Annotated in this window: 13 protein-coding genes; 4 read left to right on the forward strand and 9 right to left on the reverse strand. The window is 75.6% G+C overall.

What is annotated here, in order from left to right:
• Positions 1–107 precede the first annotated feature (107 nt).
• Positions 108–1,907 (forward strand): hypothetical protein, encoded by a 1,800-nt coding sequence (locus tag HDA31_RS20515; protein WP_178067194.1) that lies wholly within the window; start codon positions 108–110, stop codon positions 1,905–1,907.
• Positions 1,908–2,017: 110 nt separating this feature from the next.
• Here the strand turns inward: HDA31_RS20515 and HDA31_RS20520 are convergent, their stop codons facing one another.
• Together HDA31_RS20520 and HDA31_RS20525 are read right to left on the reverse strand one after the other, a co-directional pair.
• Positions 2,018–3,976 carry a DUF6311 domain-containing protein gene (locus HDA31_RS20520; RefSeq protein ID WP_246384505.1) on the reverse strand — a complete coding sequence of 653 codons (1,959 nt, stop codon included), beginning with the start codon at positions 3,974–3,976 and terminating at the stop codon, positions 2,018–2,020.
• Complete coding sequence (locus tag HDA31_RS20525; RefSeq protein WP_074473989.1) at positions 3,976–5,886, reverse strand: DUF6311 domain-containing protein; 1,911 nt, start codon at positions 5,884–5,886, stop codon at positions 3,976–3,978. The genes HDA31_RS20520 and HDA31_RS20525 overlap by 1 nt, the downstream gene beginning before the upstream one ends.
• Positions 5,887–6,056: 170 nt before the next feature.
• Here HDA31_RS20525 and HDA31_RS20530 point away from each other — a divergent pair, with 170 nt between their 5' ends.
• Positions 6,057–7,247, forward strand: coding sequence for a hypothetical protein (locus HDA31_RS20530; protein ID WP_074474070.1), 1,191 nt, complete (start codon positions 6,057–6,059; stop codon positions 7,245–7,247).
• A gap of 126 nt (positions 7,248–7,373) precedes the next feature.
• Here HDA31_RS20530 and dxs read toward each other — a convergent pair whose 3' ends face one another.
• The 4 genes from dxs to HDA31_RS20550 form a co-directional block, all read right to left on the reverse strand.
• Positions 7,374–9,305 (reverse strand): 1-deoxy-D-xylulose-5-phosphate synthase, encoded by a 1,932-nt coding sequence (dxs, locus tag HDA31_RS20535; RefSeq protein WP_178063936.1) that lies wholly within the window; start codon positions 9,303–9,305, stop codon positions 7,374–7,376.
• A 73-nt stretch (positions 9,306–9,378) separates the two neighbouring features.
• Positions 9,379–10,524, reverse strand: coding sequence for an anhydro-N-acetylmuramic acid kinase (locus HDA31_RS20540; protein ID WP_246384504.1), 1,146 nt, complete (start codon positions 10,522–10,524; stop codon positions 9,379–9,381).
• Positions 10,525–10,632: 108 nt separating this feature from the next.
• A complete protein-coding gene (locus HDA31_RS20545) occupies positions 10,633–12,048 on the reverse strand; it encodes a class I SAM-dependent RNA methyltransferase (protein WP_178063934.1) in 1,416 nt (471 codons plus the stop codon).
• The gene (locus HDA31_RS20550) at positions 12,045–14,117 is read right to left on the reverse strand and encodes an APC family permease (RefSeq protein WP_178063933.1); all 2,073 of its coding nucleotides are present in this window, start codon (positions 14,115–14,117) and stop codon (positions 12,045–12,047) included. Before HDA31_RS20550 ends, HDA31_RS20545 begins: the two co-directional genes overlap by 4 nt.
• Before the next feature lie 162 nt (positions 14,118–14,279).
• Between HDA31_RS20550 and HDA31_RS20555 the strand changes: the two genes are divergently transcribed.
• Positions 14,280–14,945: a potassium channel family protein gene (locus HDA31_RS20555; protein ID WP_074473985.1), complete on the forward strand. Its 666-nt coding sequence runs from the start codon at positions 14,280–14,282 to the stop codon at positions 14,943–14,945.
• 2 nt (positions 14,946–14,947) lie between these two features.
• Positions 14,948–15,637, forward strand: coding sequence for a potassium channel family protein (locus HDA31_RS20560; RefSeq protein WP_074473984.1), 690 nt, complete (start codon positions 14,948–14,950; stop codon positions 15,635–15,637).
• Positions 15,638–15,734: 97 nt separating this feature from the next.
• Here the strand turns inward: HDA31_RS20560 and HDA31_RS20565 are convergent, their stop codons facing one another.
• From HDA31_RS20565 to HDA31_RS20575, 3 genes are all read right to left on the reverse strand, one after another.
• Positions 15,735–16,442 (reverse strand): DUF3159 domain-containing protein, encoded by a 708-nt coding sequence (locus tag HDA31_RS20565; protein WP_074473983.1) that lies wholly within the window; start codon positions 16,440–16,442, stop codon positions 15,735–15,737.
• A 31-nt stretch (positions 16,443–16,473) separates the two neighbouring features.
• Positions 16,474–16,857, reverse strand: a complete 384-nt coding sequence (locus HDA31_RS20570) for an OB-fold nucleic acid binding domain-containing protein (protein ID WP_074473982.1) — start codon at positions 16,855–16,857, stop codon at positions 16,474–16,476.
• A 174-nt stretch (positions 16,858–17,031) separates the two neighbouring features.
• Positions 17,032–17,667: a DUF3710 domain-containing protein gene (locus HDA31_RS20575; RefSeq protein WP_178063932.1), complete on the reverse strand. Its 636-nt coding sequence runs from the start codon at positions 17,665–17,667 to the stop codon at positions 17,032–17,034.
• Positions 17,668–17,682 lie beyond the last annotated feature (15 nt).

Here is a 17,682-nt window from a genome sequence, read left to right on the forward strand (position 1 = left end):
CGCCGTGGGGCGCACCGGCCGACCGGGACCGCGCGCACGCGCCTGTACGATGGCGCGTCGTGGCCGTGCCGGTGGTAGATCCCTCGCTGAACTCCGACTCCGCACCCGTGGCGACGCGGGCCGCGTCGACCGGGCCCGGCGCGGCGGGCACAGGCACACCGCGCCGGCCCCGCTGGCGGCCGGCCCGCGCCGACCTGCTGGCCATCGGAGCGTACGTGCTCCTCGGCGTCCTCGTGTGCCTCAACTACTGGGGTGACGTCGAGCACCGCGTGTCGTCGCACCTGCCGACCGACCACAGCTGGTTCGAGTGGCTCTTCGCCCACGGCGCGTACTCGGTGCAGCACCTGGAGAACCCGCTCTTCTCCACCCGCCAGAACGCCCCGGACGGGGTGAACATGATGGCGAACACGTCGCTGCTCGGCGCGACCCTGCCGCTGGCGCCGGTGACGCTGCTGCTCGGCCCGCAGGTGACGTACGCCCTCTATCTGGGCGGGGCGCTCGCGGCGACGGCGGCCACCGCGTACTGGATGTTGTCGCGGCACCTGGTGCGCTCGCGCGCGGCGGCGTTCCTCGGCGGCGCGTTCCTCGGCTTCGCGCCCGGCATCGTGCACCACGCCAACGGGCAGCCCAACTTCGTCTCCAACTACCTGCTGCCGCTGATCGTGGCGCGGGTGCTGCTGCTGGGCGCGGCGGGGCGGAGCTGGCGGCGCGACGGGGTGGTGCTGGGGCTGCTGGTGGCGTACCAGATCTTCATCAACGAGGAGATGCTGCTGCTCACGGCGCTGGCCTGCCTCGTGGTCGTGCTCGCGTACGCGGCGCAGCGGCCCCGGGCGGCGTGGGCCCGCACCCGCGGTTTCCTGTCCGCGCTCGGCCTCGGCGGCGCGCTGGCGCTGCTGCTCACCGCGTACCCGATCTGGTTCCAGTTCAACGGCCCGCAGTCCTACCGGGGGTTGCAGGGCGGGGTGTTCCACAACTGGGGCGAGGACCTGGTGGCGTTCGTCACGTTCGCCCGGGACACCGTGGCCGGCGACGAGGCGGTGGAGAAGACCATCGGCCTCACCGAGCAGAACACCTGGTTCGGCTGGCCGCTGGTGCTGGTGGCGCTGGTCGCGCTGGCGCTGCTGGTGCGCCGGTCGCTGGCCGCCCGGATCGTCGCCGTGCTGGTGGTCGTGTTCACCGTCGCCTCGATCGGCCCGGTGGTGCGCTTCGACGGGGCGGAGACCACGATCGACGGGCCGTGGGCGTACATCCCGGACGACCTGCCGCTGGTGGAGATGATGATGCCCACCCGGCTGGCCCTGGTGGTGGCCGCCGCCGTCGGCGTGCTGCTCGCCCTGGCCTGGGACGCGCTGGCGCGCACCGCCCCGACCGGGACCGGGGCCGCCGGCCGGGCGGGCCGCTGGCTGCGCCCCGTCGGGTACGCGGCGCTGGCGCTCGCCGTGCTGCCGCTGGTCCCCCGGCCGCTGCCGGCCGAGCGGATCGACCCGCCGCCGCACTTCATCACCTCCGGCGGCTGGCGGCCGTACGTCCCGGCGGGCCGGACCCTGGTGCCGGTGCCGATCCCCAGCAACGTGCACGGCCTGCCCACGCTGCGCTGGAGCGCCCTGACCGGGCACGAGTTCCCGATCCCCGGCGGCTACTTCATCGGGCCCAACCCCGACGGCGAGGGCGTCTTCGGGGCCCCGAACCGCCCGACCAGCACCCTCATCTACGCCACGATGGACTCGGGCACCCTGCCGCCGCTGACCGAGGAGAACCGCCGGCAGGCCGCCGAGGACCTGCGCTACTGGAAGGCGTCCGTGGTGGTCCTCGGCGCGCATCCCCGCGAGGCGGTCCTGCGCGAGCTGATGACCGCCCTGCTCGGCCCCCCGCAGCGCGTCGACGACGTCTGGCTCTGGCCGGTGTGAGGTGCAAGGAAGGGCCCCCTGTTAACGCATTCTGTTGTACAGGGGGCCCTTCCTAACACGCACGCCGCCGCACGCCGCCGCCGCACGCGTAGCCCGCGAGGCGGGCGGCGTCAGCCCACCAGGGGGCGCACGTCCCACACCCACGCGCCGTCGACCTCGCGCCCCGGACCGACGAGCGCGTCGACGGTGCGGCGGACCGCCTCGCCCCGGTGCAGCCCGCCCTGCACCAGCACCGCCGCCCGCCAGTGCCGCAGGTCCGCCACCGCCTGCCGGCGGTCCGCGTCGGTCACCACCGGCGCCTCGCCGGTCTCGGCCGCCCGGCGCAGCAGCGCCGCCGTCGGCCGGTCGGGCGCGCCCCAGCGGGCGGTCGGGTCGGCGGCGGCGCTCGGGCCGATGAAGTAGCCGCCCGGCGCGGTGAAGGCCAGCCCGGTGCGGGCCGACCAGAACGTCGCCGGGCTGACCCCCGCGCCGGTCACCGGCGGCACCGGCACGAGGGTCCGCCCGGCCGGCACGTACGCCCGCCAGCCGCCGTCGGCCACGAACGCCGGCACCGGCCACGTCGGCACGGTGCGGATCGGCGTGGGGGCGAGCGGGAGCAGCGCGGCGGCCACGGCCCCGCCCCAGAGCAGCCGCACCGGCACCCCCGGCCGGTCGGCCACCGCCCCGCCCCCGGAGCCGGTCCCGGACAAGGCCACCGCCCCGCCCCCGGAGCCGGTCCCGGACAAGGCCACCGCCCCGCCCCCGGAGCCGGTCCCGGACAAGGCCACCGCCCCGCCCTCGGCGCCCGGCACGGCCGGCACCGCGCCGCCCCCGACCGGGGCCAGGGCGAGCGCCCGGTCCAGGGAGAGGGCGACCAGCACCCCCAGCACCGGAACGCAGATCAGGGCGAACCGGGCCGGCACCACGAGGTCGAGCAGCGGCACCCCGGCCAGCAGCCGGTACGGCCCGGGCAGCCCGGTCGACGCGCCGTCGACCCGGACGGTGTCGCCGAGGGAGAGCAGCGCGGCGAGCAGCCCGACGGCGGCGAGGGCCCGCACCAACGGCCGACGCCACAGCCAGACCACGACCACCACGGCGAGCACCAGCAGGCCCGGCCCGAAGAACGAGTTCTCCTCGGTCGGGTTCGGCGAGAGCAGCCCGGGGACGTACCCGTCGCCGAGGACCGTCTGCCGGGCCGACGCGGTGAACGAGGCCGCGTCGAGCTGGAAGCCCCGCGCGTGGAAGGGCATCCCCTGGTAGTGCCCCGGGCCGAGGAACTGGAACCACAGCGGGTACGCCAGCAGCGCCCCCGCCACCAGCGCGCCCACGCCGAGCCGGCCGAGGAGGGCGGGCGTCAGCCGGCGGGCCGCCGCCCGGTCCGCGAGGGCGTACGCCACGGCGAACGCCCCGGCGGTGAGCGCCAGGAAGACGAGCAGCTCCTCGCCGACGAAGACCTGGTACGCCACGAGCAGCCCGAGCGCCACCCCGTGCCGGCGGACCCGGTCGGTGCCGGGCCGGAACACCAGCGCCAGGATCGGCGGCGCGAGGAACTGGGCGGCCATGTGCAGGTGCGCCCCCGCCTGGGCCACCATGCCGGGGGCGAAGCCGCAGACGAGGCCGCCGACGGCGGCGGCGACGCGGGAGCCGACCAGCCGGCGGGCCAGCAGGACGTACCAGGCGGTGGCGGTGCCGGCCAGGCTGACCACGACCGCCACGAGGAAGGCCGCCTGCGTGCCGAACAGCAGCGTCACCGGGGTCAGCGGCACGCCCAGGCCGAGCACCGACGTGTTGGCCATCAGGTTCACCCCGTCCGGGGCGTTCAGGGCCGCGCTGTGCAGCGGATTCTCTCCAGCGGTGACCGCGCGGGCCGCCCGGGCGAGCATCCACTCGAACAGCATCTGGTCGTTGTCCTGGTGGAACAGCCGGTCGGGCCGGCCCCACTGGCGGCTGGTGAGCAGCACCGCCAGGCCGAGGTAGCCGGCGACGACGGCGACGTCGACGCTGCGTACCCGCCGGGGCCGGGCGGCGACCGGCGGCGCGACCGGCTGCCGCCGCCCGCCCGGCGCGCCGACGGCGGCGGGCGCGGCCATCAGGCCGACGGGTCGGTCAGGGTCCGCACGTCCCAGACCCAGACGTCCAGCTCGCGGCGCGCCGGGCCGACCAGGTCCTCGACGGTACGCCGCAGCGGCTCGGCGTTGTGCTGACCGACGGGGAGCACCAGGATGGCGGCCCGCCAGTGCCGCAGCTCGTCCAGCGAGCGGCGGCGCTGGCGGTCGTCGAGCTTCGGGGTGCGGCCGGTGCTGGCCACGTCCTCCAGCAGTTCGCCGACGCCGCTGGGCCGCCCGCCGAAGCGGCCCGGGTCGCCGGTGTTGCCGTTGCGCGGGGCGAGGAAGTAGCCGCCCGGGATCTTGAAGTCGAGGTTGGTGCTGGCCGCCCACCGCATCCCGTGCGTGTTGCCCATGCTGGGCACCGGGATCGGCACGAGGGTCTGGTCGGGGCCGACGTAGTCGCGCCACCGGTCGGCGGTGATGAACTTCGGCACCGGCGGGCGCGAGGTGACCTTGAGCGGCATCGGCGCGATCGGCAGCAGGGCCATGACCAGGGCGGCCACCCCGAGGGTACGCATGGTGCGGGCCTCGGCCGTGCGCAGCGCCCAGACCCGCTCGACGGCGAGGGCGAGCAGCACCCCCACCACCACGCTGGTGATCATGCCGAACCGGGTGGGCACGACGGCGTCGAGCAGCGGCAGCCGCACCAGGAACTCCCACGGCCCGGTGAACAGCTCCCGGTCCCACCAGGACACCCGCTCACCGAGGGAGAGCAGCGCGAAGAACGCGCCGGTCGCCGCGAGGGCGCGGACGATCGGCTCGCGGCGCAGCCAGAGCACGATGCCGACGGCGATGAGGGCGAGGCTCCAGCCGAGGAAGGCGTTCTCCTCGGAGTAGTTCGGGGCGAGGTTGACGTTGGCGCGCTCGTTGCCGCCGAGGGTGGGCGAGCCGGGGGCGAAGAAGGCGGCGATGTCGTTGCCGTAGTCGCGGACGGCGTCGCTGAGCCCGTGGTACGCCATCGGCCCGGCGAACTGCACGTAGAGCGGGTACGCCAGCAGCGAGCCGGCCAGCACGGTGCACACCGCGACGGCGACGCCCAGGGGCCGCCACGCGGTCGACCACAGCCCCGGCCGCTGCGCCAGCACGGCGATCAGGAACACCCCGCAGGCCAGCGCCGTGAAGAGCAGGATCTCCTCGTTGATGAACGCCTGCACCGTGACCAGCAGCGCCAGCAGCGCCCCGTCGCGGACGGGCCGCTTCGACCGGGTGATCACCAGCACCCGCCAGACGATGAACGGCAGCAGGAACTGGCTGATGATGTTCGGGTGCCAGTTGGCGTGCGAGAGCATCGCCGGGGAGAAGCCGCAGAACCAGCCGCCCACGGCGGCGGCGAGGGGGTTGCGGACGACGTGCCGGGACAGCACCCGGTACCAGGCGGCGGCCGTGCCGGCGAGACCGCAGGTGACCAGCACCACAAAGGAGACGGCGGGCCCGAACAGCAGGGTCACCGGCACCATCGGGATGCCGAGCGCCAGGACGGCCGTGTTGGCCATCAGGTTGACCCCGTCGGGGTAGTTGAACTGGTCGGTGTAGAACGGGAACTCGCCGTGCAGCACCACCCGCACCGAGTGGGCGAGGAAGAACTGCACCTGGGCGGGGTCGCTGCTGTAGAGCGAGGCGACCCGGCCGGCGGGGTCGATCCAGATCTGGCTGGTCACCCAGAGCGCGGCGAGCAGGAAGACGCCGTAGACGGCGAGGTCCCGCCGCCGGGGCGTCCAGCGCCAGCGCCGCCGGCTGCGGGTGCCGGCGGCCGGGGCCGCGGCGGGCGCGGCCGGCGGGGCTGCGGCGGCGGGTGACGGGGCTGCGGCGGGCGGCGGGGCGGCTGCGGGCTCCGCGCCGGCCGGGGGCTCGACGGTCGGAGGCTCGACGGTCAGGGGCTCGGCAGGAGTCACAGTCGGCGGAGTCTACCGGAGGCGGGGCCACGCCCGACAATCACCGTTGCGTCCCTTGTGGGCGGTCGGCGCGCAGCTCGCGGCCGGGGATCGAGGTGCCGGTTCGCGGTCCGCCGCCGTCTCGTACCATGTGGGGCGCAACGACCGGCGACGCGATCGGGGGCGTACACGTGGCTTCAGCGCGCCGGCGCGGCGGGACGGCCACCACGCTGCTCGCCCTCCTGCTGACCGCGACGGCCTGCGGCCCGGTCGCCGACCGCAAGCCCGACGCCCTCCCGGTGGGCTACGACAGCCTGGACGGCACGCTGCGGGTGTGGCCCGCGCGGGGCGGCCTGGCCGGTGACGCGGCGGCGACGGCGGCGGTGACCGACGCGGTCCGCGCCTGGCGGACGCCGGTCGACGACCGGGCGCACCTGCCGTCCTCGGGGATCCTGTGGTCCGGCGAGGCCGACGGCGCGCCGCTCGCCCTGGTGGCCGCCGACGTCCCCGGCGAGAGCGCCTCCTGGCTGCTGCAACTGACCCGTGACGGCAACCGCTACGTGGTCGACCGGGCCAGCGAATACACCGACCCCGGCTACCTCGTCTACTCCGACGTGCTGCCCGTGCAGACCAGCGCCGGGCGTCGCTACCTGCTCTCCGAGCGGGTGGAGCGGCTGCTCGGCCCGAAGGGCCGGGCCCTGGTCACCCGCGACGGGCTGACCGACCCGGTGGACGTGCCGGCCTGCCAGGCGGTGCCGCTGACCGCGACGCTGCGGGCCACCAGCTCGCTGCCGCGCGGCCGGGCCGCCGACCGCCTGCTCGACCTGGGTACGGCCACCACGGACCCCCGCTACCCGCTGGTGCGCGACGAGACGGGCTCGGGCCGGCGGGCGCTGGACGACCTGGACACCTGCGAGCTGGCCGACGAGCGGGGCCCGTTCGGCAGCATCCCGCGCCGCATCGGCGACCGGGACGCGCCCCGCGCGGTGCCGGAGTCCTGGCCGCGGGGCAAGGTGAGCGTGCGCGCGCTCGGCGAGGTGGCCCTCGGCGGGGGCGACCCGGCCGACCTGGAGCAGCTGAGCTGGGAGACCGGCACGGGCACGATGACGGCCGTCGTCTACCGCCCGGCGGCCGGCGACCCGGTGTTCTCGCCGGCCGACCGCGCCAACACGTTGCAGGCGTACGTGCTGCCGGTGCCGGGGCAGCCGCTGGTGGTGCTGAGCTGGCGGGCCAACCGGTACACCTCGCTGTCGGTGCCCCCGGGCACCCCCCGGCTGGTCGACCGGCCGGGGCTGGTGGTGGTGCCGCAGCCGACGAGCAAGGCGACGTTCAGCCTGGCCGGCGCGGAGAAGACCTACTACCGCTCGGTCGGCGGCCGCTAACCCGCCCCCGCAGCCCTCGGCGGCGCGCGGCCCCGCCGCCCCGCCGCACCGCGCCACCGCACGGCGGACAGGTGAGAAGGGGCCCCTTCTCGACGCCAGGCGTTAAGAAGGGGCCCTTCCTTGCACTCAGTTGGGCAGGCGGACCGGCTCGGACTGCTGCGCGTCGAGGCGGGAGATCCAGCCGGTGACGTCGCGGGCCACGTCCTGCGCGGTGAGGCCCAGGTCGGCGAGGATCTGCGCGCGGGTGCCGTGCGGGTGCCAGTCGGCCGGCACCCCCAGGTCCCGCAGCGGCACCCGGACGTCGGCGTCCCGCATCGCCTGGGCGAGGGCGTCGCCGACGCCGCCGACGCGCACGCCGTCCTCGACGGTGACGACGAGGCGGTGGCCGGCGGCCAGCTCGACCAGCTCGGCGGGGACCGGGCGCACCCAGCGCGGGTCGACCACGGTCACCCCGTAGCCCTGCTCGGCGACCCGGGCGGCGACCTCCATGCCGAGGTGGCCGAACGAGCCGACCGCGACCAGCAGCACGTCGGCGCGGTCCGCCTCGGCCAGCACGTCGACCGGGCCGATCCGGCGCACGGCCGGCAGGTCGGCGGCGACGGTGCCGGTCGGGAACCGCACGACGGTCGGGCCGTCGTCCACGGCGATCGCCTCGCGCAGCTCCTCACGCAGGGTCGCCGCGTCCCGGGGAGCGGCGATGCGCAGGCCCGGCACCACCCCGAAGACGGACATGTCCCAGATGCCGTAGTGGCTCGGCCCGTCCGGCCCGGTGATCCCGGCCCGGTCCAGCACGAACGTCACCGGCAGCTTGTGCATCGCCACGTCCAGCAGGACCTGGTCGAACGCCCGGTTGAGGAACGTCGCGTAGACCGCCACCACGGGGTGCAGCCCGCCGAGGGCCAGCCCGGCCGCCGAGGTGGCGGCGTGCTGCTCGGCGATGCCGACGTCGTAGACCCGGTCGGGGTGCTTGCGGGCCAGCTTGGCGATGCCGGTCGGCTCGGCCATCGCGGCGGTGATGCCCACCACGTCGGGCCGGGCGTCGGCGATCGCGACCAGCTCGTCGGCGAAGACGCCGGTCCACTTCACCGACGGGGCGGCGACCAGCTTGCCGGTCGCCACGTCGAACGCGCCGGGGCCGTGGAAGCAGTCGGCCTCGTCCTCCTCCGCCGGCCGGTAGCCGTAGCCCTTGCGGGTCACCGCGTGCACGATCACCGGGCCGCCGAAGTGCTTCGCCGCCCGCAGCGCCGACTCGACCGCCGCCACGTCGTGCCCGTCGACCGGGCCGACGTACTTGATGCCCAGGTCCTCGAACATCGCCTGCGGGGCGACCGCGTCCTTGATGCCCTTCTTGACGGCGTGCAGCACCTCGTACATGGGGCGGCCGACCAGCGGCGTCGAGCCGAGGGCGTCCTTGACGGTGTCGAGGACCTTCTCGTAGCCGGGGTTGAGCCGCAGCGACGACAGGTGGTCGGCGAGGCCGCCGATGGTCGGCGCGTACGACCGGCCGTTGTCGTTGACGACGATCACCAGGGGGTTGCCTGAGGTGGCGATGTTGTTCAGCGCCTCCCAGCACATGCCGCCGGTCAGCGCCCCGTCGCCGACGACGGCCACCACGGAGCGCGCCTCGCCGCGCAGCGCGTACGCCTTGGCCAGCCCGTCGGCGTAGGACAGGGCGGTGGAGGCGTGCGAGTTCTCGATCAGGTCGTGCTCGCTCTCGGCCTGGCTCGGGTAGCCGGAGAGGCCGCCGCGCTGGCGCAGCCTGTCGAAGCCGTCCTGCCGGCCGGTGAGGATCTTGTGCACGTACGCCTGGTGGCCGGTGTCGAACAGGAGCCGGTCCCGGGGGGAGTCGAAGACCCGGTGCATCGCCAGTGTCAGCTCCACCACACCCAGGTTGGGGCCGACGTGCCCGCCGGTGCGGGAGACCTTGGCGATCAGGAAGTCACGGATCTCGGCGGCGAGGATGTCCAGCTGCTCGGCGGTCATCCGCTTCACGTCCTGCGGACCCCGCACCGTGGCCAGCAGCCGGCCGTGGTTGGCCGTGTCCTCTTCAGCACTCATGAGCGAAGAGTCTATCGGCCGCCCGGTAGTCCGCAGCCTGGCCGGTGAACGACCCCGCTGACCGGGTGCGCAGTCAGGAGACGATCACCAGGCGGCGGGGCGGGGCGACCGGCGGGGCGTGCCGGGCCGGGCCGGCCGGCGTCCAGGAGCCCAGCACGGCCGCCTCGCGGGCCCCGGTCACCGACGGGACCGCCCCCGGCAGGCCGTGCCAGGACAGCCAGCCGAGCAGGGCGAACGCGTACGCCTCCTTGGCCTGGGCCGGCACCCCCAGCTCGTCGCTGGTCCGCAGCCGCCACCGGCCCGCGCCGAGGGCGGCCAGCCGGCCCCACAGGGTGCGGTTGCGCACCCCGCCCCCGGCGGCGACGACCTCGGCCACCTGATGCCGGTCGCACGCGGCGGCCACCGTCCGGGCCGTCAGCTCGGTCAGCGTGGCCAGCACGTCGTCGGCGGCCACGGGCGCGCCGAGCGCGGCGAGCCGCTCGTCGAGGTACCCGGCGTGGAACAGCTCCTTGCCGGTGGACTTGGGCGGCGGCGCGGCGTAGTACGGCTCGGCGAGCAGCAGCTCCAGCAGCCCGGGGTGCACCCGCCCCGCCGCCGCCCGGGCCCCGTCGAGGTCGCAGGGGCGGCCGAGGAACCGCCGGGCCGCCGCGTCCAGCAGCGCGTTGGCCGGGCCCACGTCGTACCCGAGGGTCGGCGCGCCGGGGGCGACCACGGTGAGGTTGGCGATGCCGCCCAGGTTGAGCGCCGCCCGGGGCGGGCCGTCCTCGCCGCCCAGCAGCAGCGCGTCGAACGCCGGCACCAGCGGCGCGCCCTGCCCGCCGGCGGCGACGTCGGCCGCGCGCAGGTCCGCCAGCACCGGCACGCCCACCCGGGCGGCCACCCGGGCCGGCGCGCCGAGCTGGAGGGTGCCGCGCACGGCGCCGCCGTCGACCCAGTGGAACACGGTCTGCCCCGGCGAGACGACCGCGTCGACCCCCCCGCCGGCCAGTTCCACGCCGCGCGCCGCCGCTTCGGCGAACACCTCGCCGAGCCGGTTGTCCAGCCGGCAGACCGCCTCGATCGTGGTCGGGTGCGGCGGCAGCACCGCCTGGATCTGCGCCCGCAGCCCCGCGTCGTGATCGAGGCCGACGTGGCCGAGCGGCCGCAGCCGCAGCGTCTCTCCGTCGACGGTGAACTCGGCGGCGACGACGTCCACCCCGTCGTACGACGTCCCCGACATCAACCCCACGATCCGCATGTAAGGAAGGGCCCCCTGTTAACGCTTTCTGTATAGGAAGGGCCCCCTGCAATCAACCCCGCGCGCCGCGCACCGCGCGCCGGGCGCCGGTCACCGACCGGGTCGCAGGAGGCCGACCAGCTCGACGTGCCGGGTCATCGGGAACAGGTCGAAGCCGCGCAGCCCCGCCAGCTCCCAGCCGGCCTCGGCGAAGGTGCGCACGTCCCGGGCGAAGGCGGCCGGGTCACAGGCCACGTACGCCACGGCACGCGGCCCGGCTGCGACCACGTCCCGCACCACCCGCGCGCCGGCCCCGCTGCGCGGCGGGTCCAGCACCACCAGGTCCACCGGGCCGGTGATCCGGCGGCGGGCCAGGGCGGTCTCCACCCGGGCCGCCACCACCTCGACGCCGGGCAGGTCCCGCAGGTTGTCCCGGGCGGCGGCGACGCCCGCGCCGGCGGACTCGACGACGGTGACCCGGGCGGCCGGGCCGACCCGGGCGGCCACGGCGGCGGCGAACAGCCCCGCCCCGCCGTAGAGGTCCCAGGCCGACTCGCCCGGCTGCGGGTCGAGCAGGTCGAGCACCGCGTCGACCAGGGTGTCGGCCGCCGCCGGGTGCACCTGCCAGAAGCCGGACGCCGGCAGCGTCCACTCCCGGCCGGCGGCCACCTCCCGGACGGTCTGCGGCCCGGCGGCGGGCGGGGCGACGGCCGGGCCGGTCAGGCCGTCGGGCGGGGCGGTCAGGCCGTCGGGCGGGGCGGCCGGCAGGGCAGCCGGGCCGGCGGGCGGGGCGGTCGCAGCGGCGTCGGGGGGCAGGGCGGTGACGGTGACGTCGCCGCCGGTGGAGGCGACCGCCTCCACCGCCTCGGCCGCCGGCCAGGGCCGCCCGAGCAGCGGCAGCGCCTGGATCGCCGGGTGGGCGATGAGGCAGCGGTCGACCGGCACCACCTCGTGCGAGCGGTGCTTGAGCAGCCCGGCGCGGCCGGCGGCGTCGACCGCGTACCGGACCCGGGAGCGCCAGCCGAGCGGCCCGCCGGGCAGCGCGGCGACCCGGACCCCGAGCCGGTCGATCTCCGCGTCGGTGAGGCCGGCGAGGCGGCGCAGCTGCTCGCGGACCACCGCGGCCTTCCAGTCGAGCTGGGCCGCGGGCGCGACGTGCTGGAGGTCGCAGCCGCCGCAGAGACCCGGTTTCGCGTACGGGCAGGGCGGCGCGACCCGCTGCGGCGCGGCGTCGAGCACCGTCACCGCGTCGGCGCGGACGAACCCGCGGTGCACCTCGGTGACCTCGGCCACCACCCGCTCGCCGGGCAGCGCGTGCCGGACGAAGACCACCTGCCCGTCGACGCGGGCCACGCAGTGCCCGCCGGGGGCGACGGCGTCGACGGTCAGCTCGACCCGCTCGGCCTCCTCCAGCCCGCGCCGCTCGGCCTCGCCCCGCCCGGCGCCCGCCGGGCGACCGTCGCCGCCCGCGCCGGCCCGGGAGGCGCCCGCGCCGGCCCGGGACGCGGCCACGCCCGGCCGGGTCATCGCCCGTCCCCCTCGGTCGGGCCGCGCTCGCCGGGCGGGGCGGAGGCCACCGGCGGCACCGGCGGGGGCAGGGTGCTGCGCGGGGCGACCCGGGGGCCGCGCGCCGGGCCCCGGGTCAGCGTCGCGTCGAGCCGGTCGAGGTTCTTGCCTGCGGTGGAGGCGAGCTGCCACGGCACGCTGGTGACCATGACGCCCGGCTCGAACAGCAGCCGCCCCTTGAGGCGCAGCGCGCTCTGGTTGTGCAACAGGTTCTCCCACCAGCGTCCGACGACGTACTCGGGAATGAAGACCGTGACCACGTCGCGCGGCGACTCCCGGCGGGTGTTGGCCACGAAGTCGAGGATCGGCCGGGTGATCTCCCGGTACGGCGAGTCGACAACGGTCAGCGGCACCGGCAGCTCCCGCCGCTCCCAGTCGGCCTGGAGGTCCCGGGTGTCCTTCTCGTCGACGTTGACCGTCACCGCGGTCAGCGTGTCCGGGCGGGTGGCGCGGGCGTACGCGATGGCCCGCAGCGTCGGCTGGTGCAGCTTGCTGACCAGCACGATGGCGTGGTTGCGGGCGGGCAGCACGCCCCGGACCTCGGTCGGCTCCAGCTCGGCGGCGACCCGGTCGTAGTGCCGCCGGATGGCCAGCATCAGCACGTAGAGCACCGCCATCGCGGCGATGGCGATCCACGCGCCGAGCAGGAACTTGGTGATCAACACGATGACCAGCACCGCGGCGGTCATCACCATGCCGAAGGCGTTGATCGCCCGGGACCGGATCATCCGGCGGCGGGCCTGCGGGTCCCGCTCGGTGCGCAGGTGCCGGTTCCAGTGCCGGATCATGCCGGCCTGGGAGAGGGTGAACGAGACGAAGACGCCGACGATGTAGAGCTGGATGAGCCGCGTCACCTCGGCCTGGAACCCGACGATCAGCACGATCGCGGCGACGGCGAGGAAGACGATGCCGTTGGAGAACGCCAGCCGGTCGCCCCGGGTGTGCAGCTGCCGGGGCAGGTAGCGGTCCTGGGCGAGGATGCTGCCGAGCACCGGGAAGCCGTTGAACGCGGTGTTCGCGGCGAGGAAGAGGATCAGGGCGGTCATCCCGGCGACCACGTACAGCAGCACCGACCCGGAGCCGAAGACCGTCTCGCCGAGCTGGGCGGTGACGGTCTTCTGCACGTATCCGTCGGGGCCGGAGAGGATCTGCAGGTTCGGGTCCTCGACGAACTGGAGGCCGGTGAGCCGGGCCAGCCAGATGATGCCGACGAGCATGCTCACCGCGATGGTGCCGAGCAGCAGCAGGGTGGTGGCGGCGTTGCGGCTCTTCGGGGCCTTGAACGCGGGCACCCCGTTGGAGATCGCCTCCACGCCGGTGAGCGCGGCGCAGCCGGAGGAGAAGGTCCGCAGCAGCAGGAAGACCAGGGCGAACCCGGTGACGCTGTGCTCGGCCTGGATCTCCAGGCCGGCGCTGGGCGCGCGCAGGTCGTGGCCGAGGACGAAGTACCGGACCAGGCCGGTGACGATCATGCCGCCGATGACGATCACGAAGCCGTACGTCGGGATGGCGAACGCGGTGCCGGACTCGCGCAGGCCGCGCAGGTTCATCGCGGTGAGCAGCACCACCGCGCTGACGGCGATGAGCACCTTGTGGGTGGCCACGAACGGCACCACCGACCCCAGGTTGGCCACGCCGGAGGAGACCGACACGGCCACGGTGAGCACGTAGTCGACGAGCAGCGCGCTGGCCACCGCGAGGCCGGCCCGGGGGCCGAGGTTGACGGTGGCCACCTCGTAGTCGCCGCCGCCGGAGGGGTAGGCGTGCACGTTCTGCCGGTAGCTGGCCACCACCGTGAGCATCACCACCACCACGGCGAGGGCGATCCACGGCGAGAAGAAGAACGCCGACGCGCCCGCGATGGAGAGCGTCAGCAGGATCTCGTCGGGGGCGTACGCCACGCTGGAGAGGGCGTCGGAGGCGAAGACCGGCAGCGCGATGCGCTTCGGCAGGAGGGTGTGCTGGAGCCGGTCGGACCGGAACGGTCGACCGACGAGCAGCCGCTTCAGCAGCGAGGTGGGACTGGCCACAAGCGCTAAGGGTACGACGACGGTTCCGTGGTCACCCGGGGGTGGCGGGGCGGCGGCTTCGACAGGGCGGAGTACCGTCGTCCCCCGCCGGTAACCCCGACGTGGCAGGCTCGCAGGCGAGGGGTCGACGGCGGGCGGATGCGCGCACCTTGGGAGGGACACGTGCATGTCGTGATCATGGGCTGTGGCCGGGTCGGGTCGACCCTGGCCCAGAGCCTGGAGGCCCGGGGGCACTCGGTGGCGGTGATCGACCAGGACGCCGACGCGTTCCGCCGGCTCAGCCCGGACTTCGCGGGCATCACGGTCACCGGCGCGGGCTTCGACGGCGAGGTGCTCCGGCAGGCCGGCATCGAACGGGCGGACGCCTTCGCGGCGGTCTCCAGCGGCGACAACTCCAACATCATCTCGGCCCGGTTGGCCCGCGAGACGTTCGGCGTCTCCCGGGTCGCCGCGCGCATCTACGACCAGCGCCGGGCCCAGGTCTACGAGCGGCTGGGCATCCCGACCGTGGCCACCGTGCGGTGGACGGCCGACCGGATGCTGCGCCACCTGGTGCCCGAAGGCAACGTGGAGATCTTCCGGGATCCGACCAGCACCGTCTCGATCGTCGAGGTGCCGGTGCACAAGGACTGGATCGGCCGGCCGCTGGGGGCGCTGGAGGAGGCGAGCGGGGCGCGGGTGGCCTACCTGATCCGCTTCGGCATCGGCACCCTGCCCACCGGCTCCACCGCCGTGCAGGAGGGCGACCAGGTCTTCATGCTGGTCACCGACGACATCGTGGCGTCGGCGACCTCGGTGGCGGGCAGCCCGCCGGAAGGAGCGCACTGAGCATGCGGATCGCCATCGCCGGCGCCGGCAACGTGGGCCGCTCGATCGCGCAGGAGCTGATCGACAACGGCCACCAGGTGATGCTGATCGAGCGCCAGCCCCGGATGCTGCGGCCCGACCGGGTGCCGGCGGCCGAGTGGGTGCTCGCCGACGCCTGCGAGCTGGCCAGCCTGGAGGAGGCCAACGTCGCCGGCTGCGACGTGGTGGTCGCGGCGACCGGGGACGACAAGGTCAACCTGGTGGTGTCGCTGCTGGCCAAGACCGAGTTCGCGGTGCCCCGGGTGGTGGCCCGGGTCAACCGGGCCGAGAACGAGTGGCTGTTCACCGAGCAGTGGGGCGTCGACGTCGCGGTGAGCAAGCCGCGGGTGATGGCGGCCCTGGTCGAGGAGGCGGTGACCGTCGGCGACCTGGTGCGGCTGATGACGTTCCGGCAGGGCGAGGCGAACCTGGTGGAGATCACGCTGCCGCCGACCGCGCCGTACGTCGGGCAGCCGATCCACGCCGTGCCGCTCCCCCGCGACGCCGCCCTGGTGGCCATCCTGCGCGGCAAGCGGGTGCTGGTGCCCAGCCCGGACGACCCGATCGAGGCCGGCGACGAGCTGATCTTCGTGTGCACGGCGGAGGTGGAGGACGACGTCCGCGCGGTGATCCTCGGCACGGACAGCATCGAGCGGACCCGCGGCGCGAGCTGAGCGGCCCCGCACCGGAGCGAGGTCCGGCGCGTTGGCGGGCGCGGCCCGGGCGCACCGGTGCGGGGGCCGGGCGGGCCGGTGGCCGCCGCCGCGGGGCTCAGCCGCCGGGCAGGGGCTCCGGGGCCGCCGTGGCCTCCTGCCCCGCCTCCCGCTCGCGCGTCACCCGGCGCACCGTCCAGACGGTGATCAGCAGCAGCAGCGCGTACGGCGGGTAGCCCAGCGCCAGCCGGGCCACGCCGAGCGCGGTGTCCTGGTGGGCGAGGTAGAGCCCGGCCTGCACGCCGACCTTGGCCAGCCACACCACGCCCCACAGGACGGTGAGCTGGGTGAAGGTCCGCACGAGGCGGGGGTCGTCCCGCCACTCGGAGCGCCCCTTGGCCACCAGCACCGACCAGATCCAGCCCACGAGGGGCTGCCTGACCGCCGCCGAGACCAGCAGGGCCAGCCCGTAGCCGATGCCGTAGAGGATGCCGGGGAGGTAGAAGTCGCGCTCGTCGCCGGTGCGCCAGGCGATGGCCGCGCCGATGCCGACGCCGACCAGGCCGTTGACCGCGTGCCGCACCGGCCGGCGCTGGACCAGCCGCAGCGCGGCGATGAGCAGCGCCACGGCCACCGAGGCGATGACGGCGGGGCGCAGCTCGCCGACGATGTTGGCGACGACGAAGACGACCACCGGGATGCTCGACTCGACCAGCCCGCGCCAGCCGCCGAGCTGGTCGGCCATCTGCTCGGCGAGGGTCGGCAGCGGCGCCTCGTCCTCCGGGCCGGTGCCGGGCTCGGTCGCCCGCTGGGCTCCGGTGGTCATCGTGGCCCTCCCGTCGGGGTCGTGCGCGTCGTCACTTCGGCGGCTCCAACTCGTAGTACGGGTTGTAGATGACCTTGCGGTCGTCGCGCACCGCCACCCGGCCCCGGGCGGTGAGGTGCCGGCCCGGCTCGATGCCGGCGATGTGCCGCCGCCCGAGCCAGACCAGGGTCACCACGTCGCTGCCATCATATAGATCGGCTTCGAGGGTGGGGAGGTTCGTCCGGGGGGTGTAGACGACCGTGCGCAGCCTGCCGTTGACGCAGACGACCTGACCCCGCGCGCACTGCCGGGCCGGCACGCCGCCGGACTCGGCGCTCTCCCGGAGCAGCTCCTGCGCCTCGATCTCGGCCTCGCTCGCGGTGAGCCGGTGCAGCAGCCGCCGGAACGAGACCCTGCCGCCCTCGTCGGTCGTCATGACCGCCTCAACCCCTCCTCCGCCGGCAGGCCGCGCCGGCACCGGTCCGGCCTGCGCGGGCGAGGCCGTCCCGCCAGCGTACGCCGGCCGGCGCGCGGCCGGGACCGGCGGCCCGCCCCGGACCGGGCCGGCGGCACGCCGACGGCGGGCCCGGGCGGGCCGGGCGACGCCCGCTCAGGCCTCGACGGGTGGGCCGGCCTGCTCGGCGACCTCGCGCGGCAGGCGCAGCGGCAGCGGCTCGCGCACCGGCTTCGCCTCCTGGCCGCGGTCGACGACGAGCCCGTCCAGGCACTCGCGCAGCGGGCCGGCGGCGGACGGGTCGGTCGCGGCGGCGCCCTGGTAGACGCCGCGCACCATCCAGCGAGGGCCGTCGATCCCGACGAACCGCAGGTCGGTCAGGCCGTCCGGGGTGCGCACCCGGGCGTGCAGCTCCGGGCCGTACTCGCCCTGCGCCTCCTGGGCCGCCGCGCCGTCGTTGAACAGCGACTGCCGGATCTCCTCGCGCACCTCGTCCCAGATGCCCTCGGAGCGGGGCGCGGCGAAGACGCCGAGCTGGAGCGCGCTCTGCCCGTGCACCAGCACGACCTGCTGGATCACGCCCTCCGGGTCGGCCTGCACCCGCACCTCCACGTCGGCCACCGCCGGGATGTGCAGGCTGCCCAGGTCGAGCCGCTGCACCCCGTCGGGGGCGTCGGAGACGTCGTACGGGCCGCGCGCCGGGGCCTCGGCGGCGGAGCCGTCGACGACCTCGGCGGACCGCTCGTCACGGGCCTGCCGACCGTCACCGGCCCGCTTTCGGGAGAAGATCACTGCACCCACCCTCCG

This window comes from Micromonospora carbonacea (assembly GCF_014205165.1).
GTDB classification, from domain to species: domain Bacteria; phylum Actinomycetota; class Actinomycetes; order Mycobacteriales; family Micromonosporaceae; genus Micromonospora; species Micromonospora carbonacea.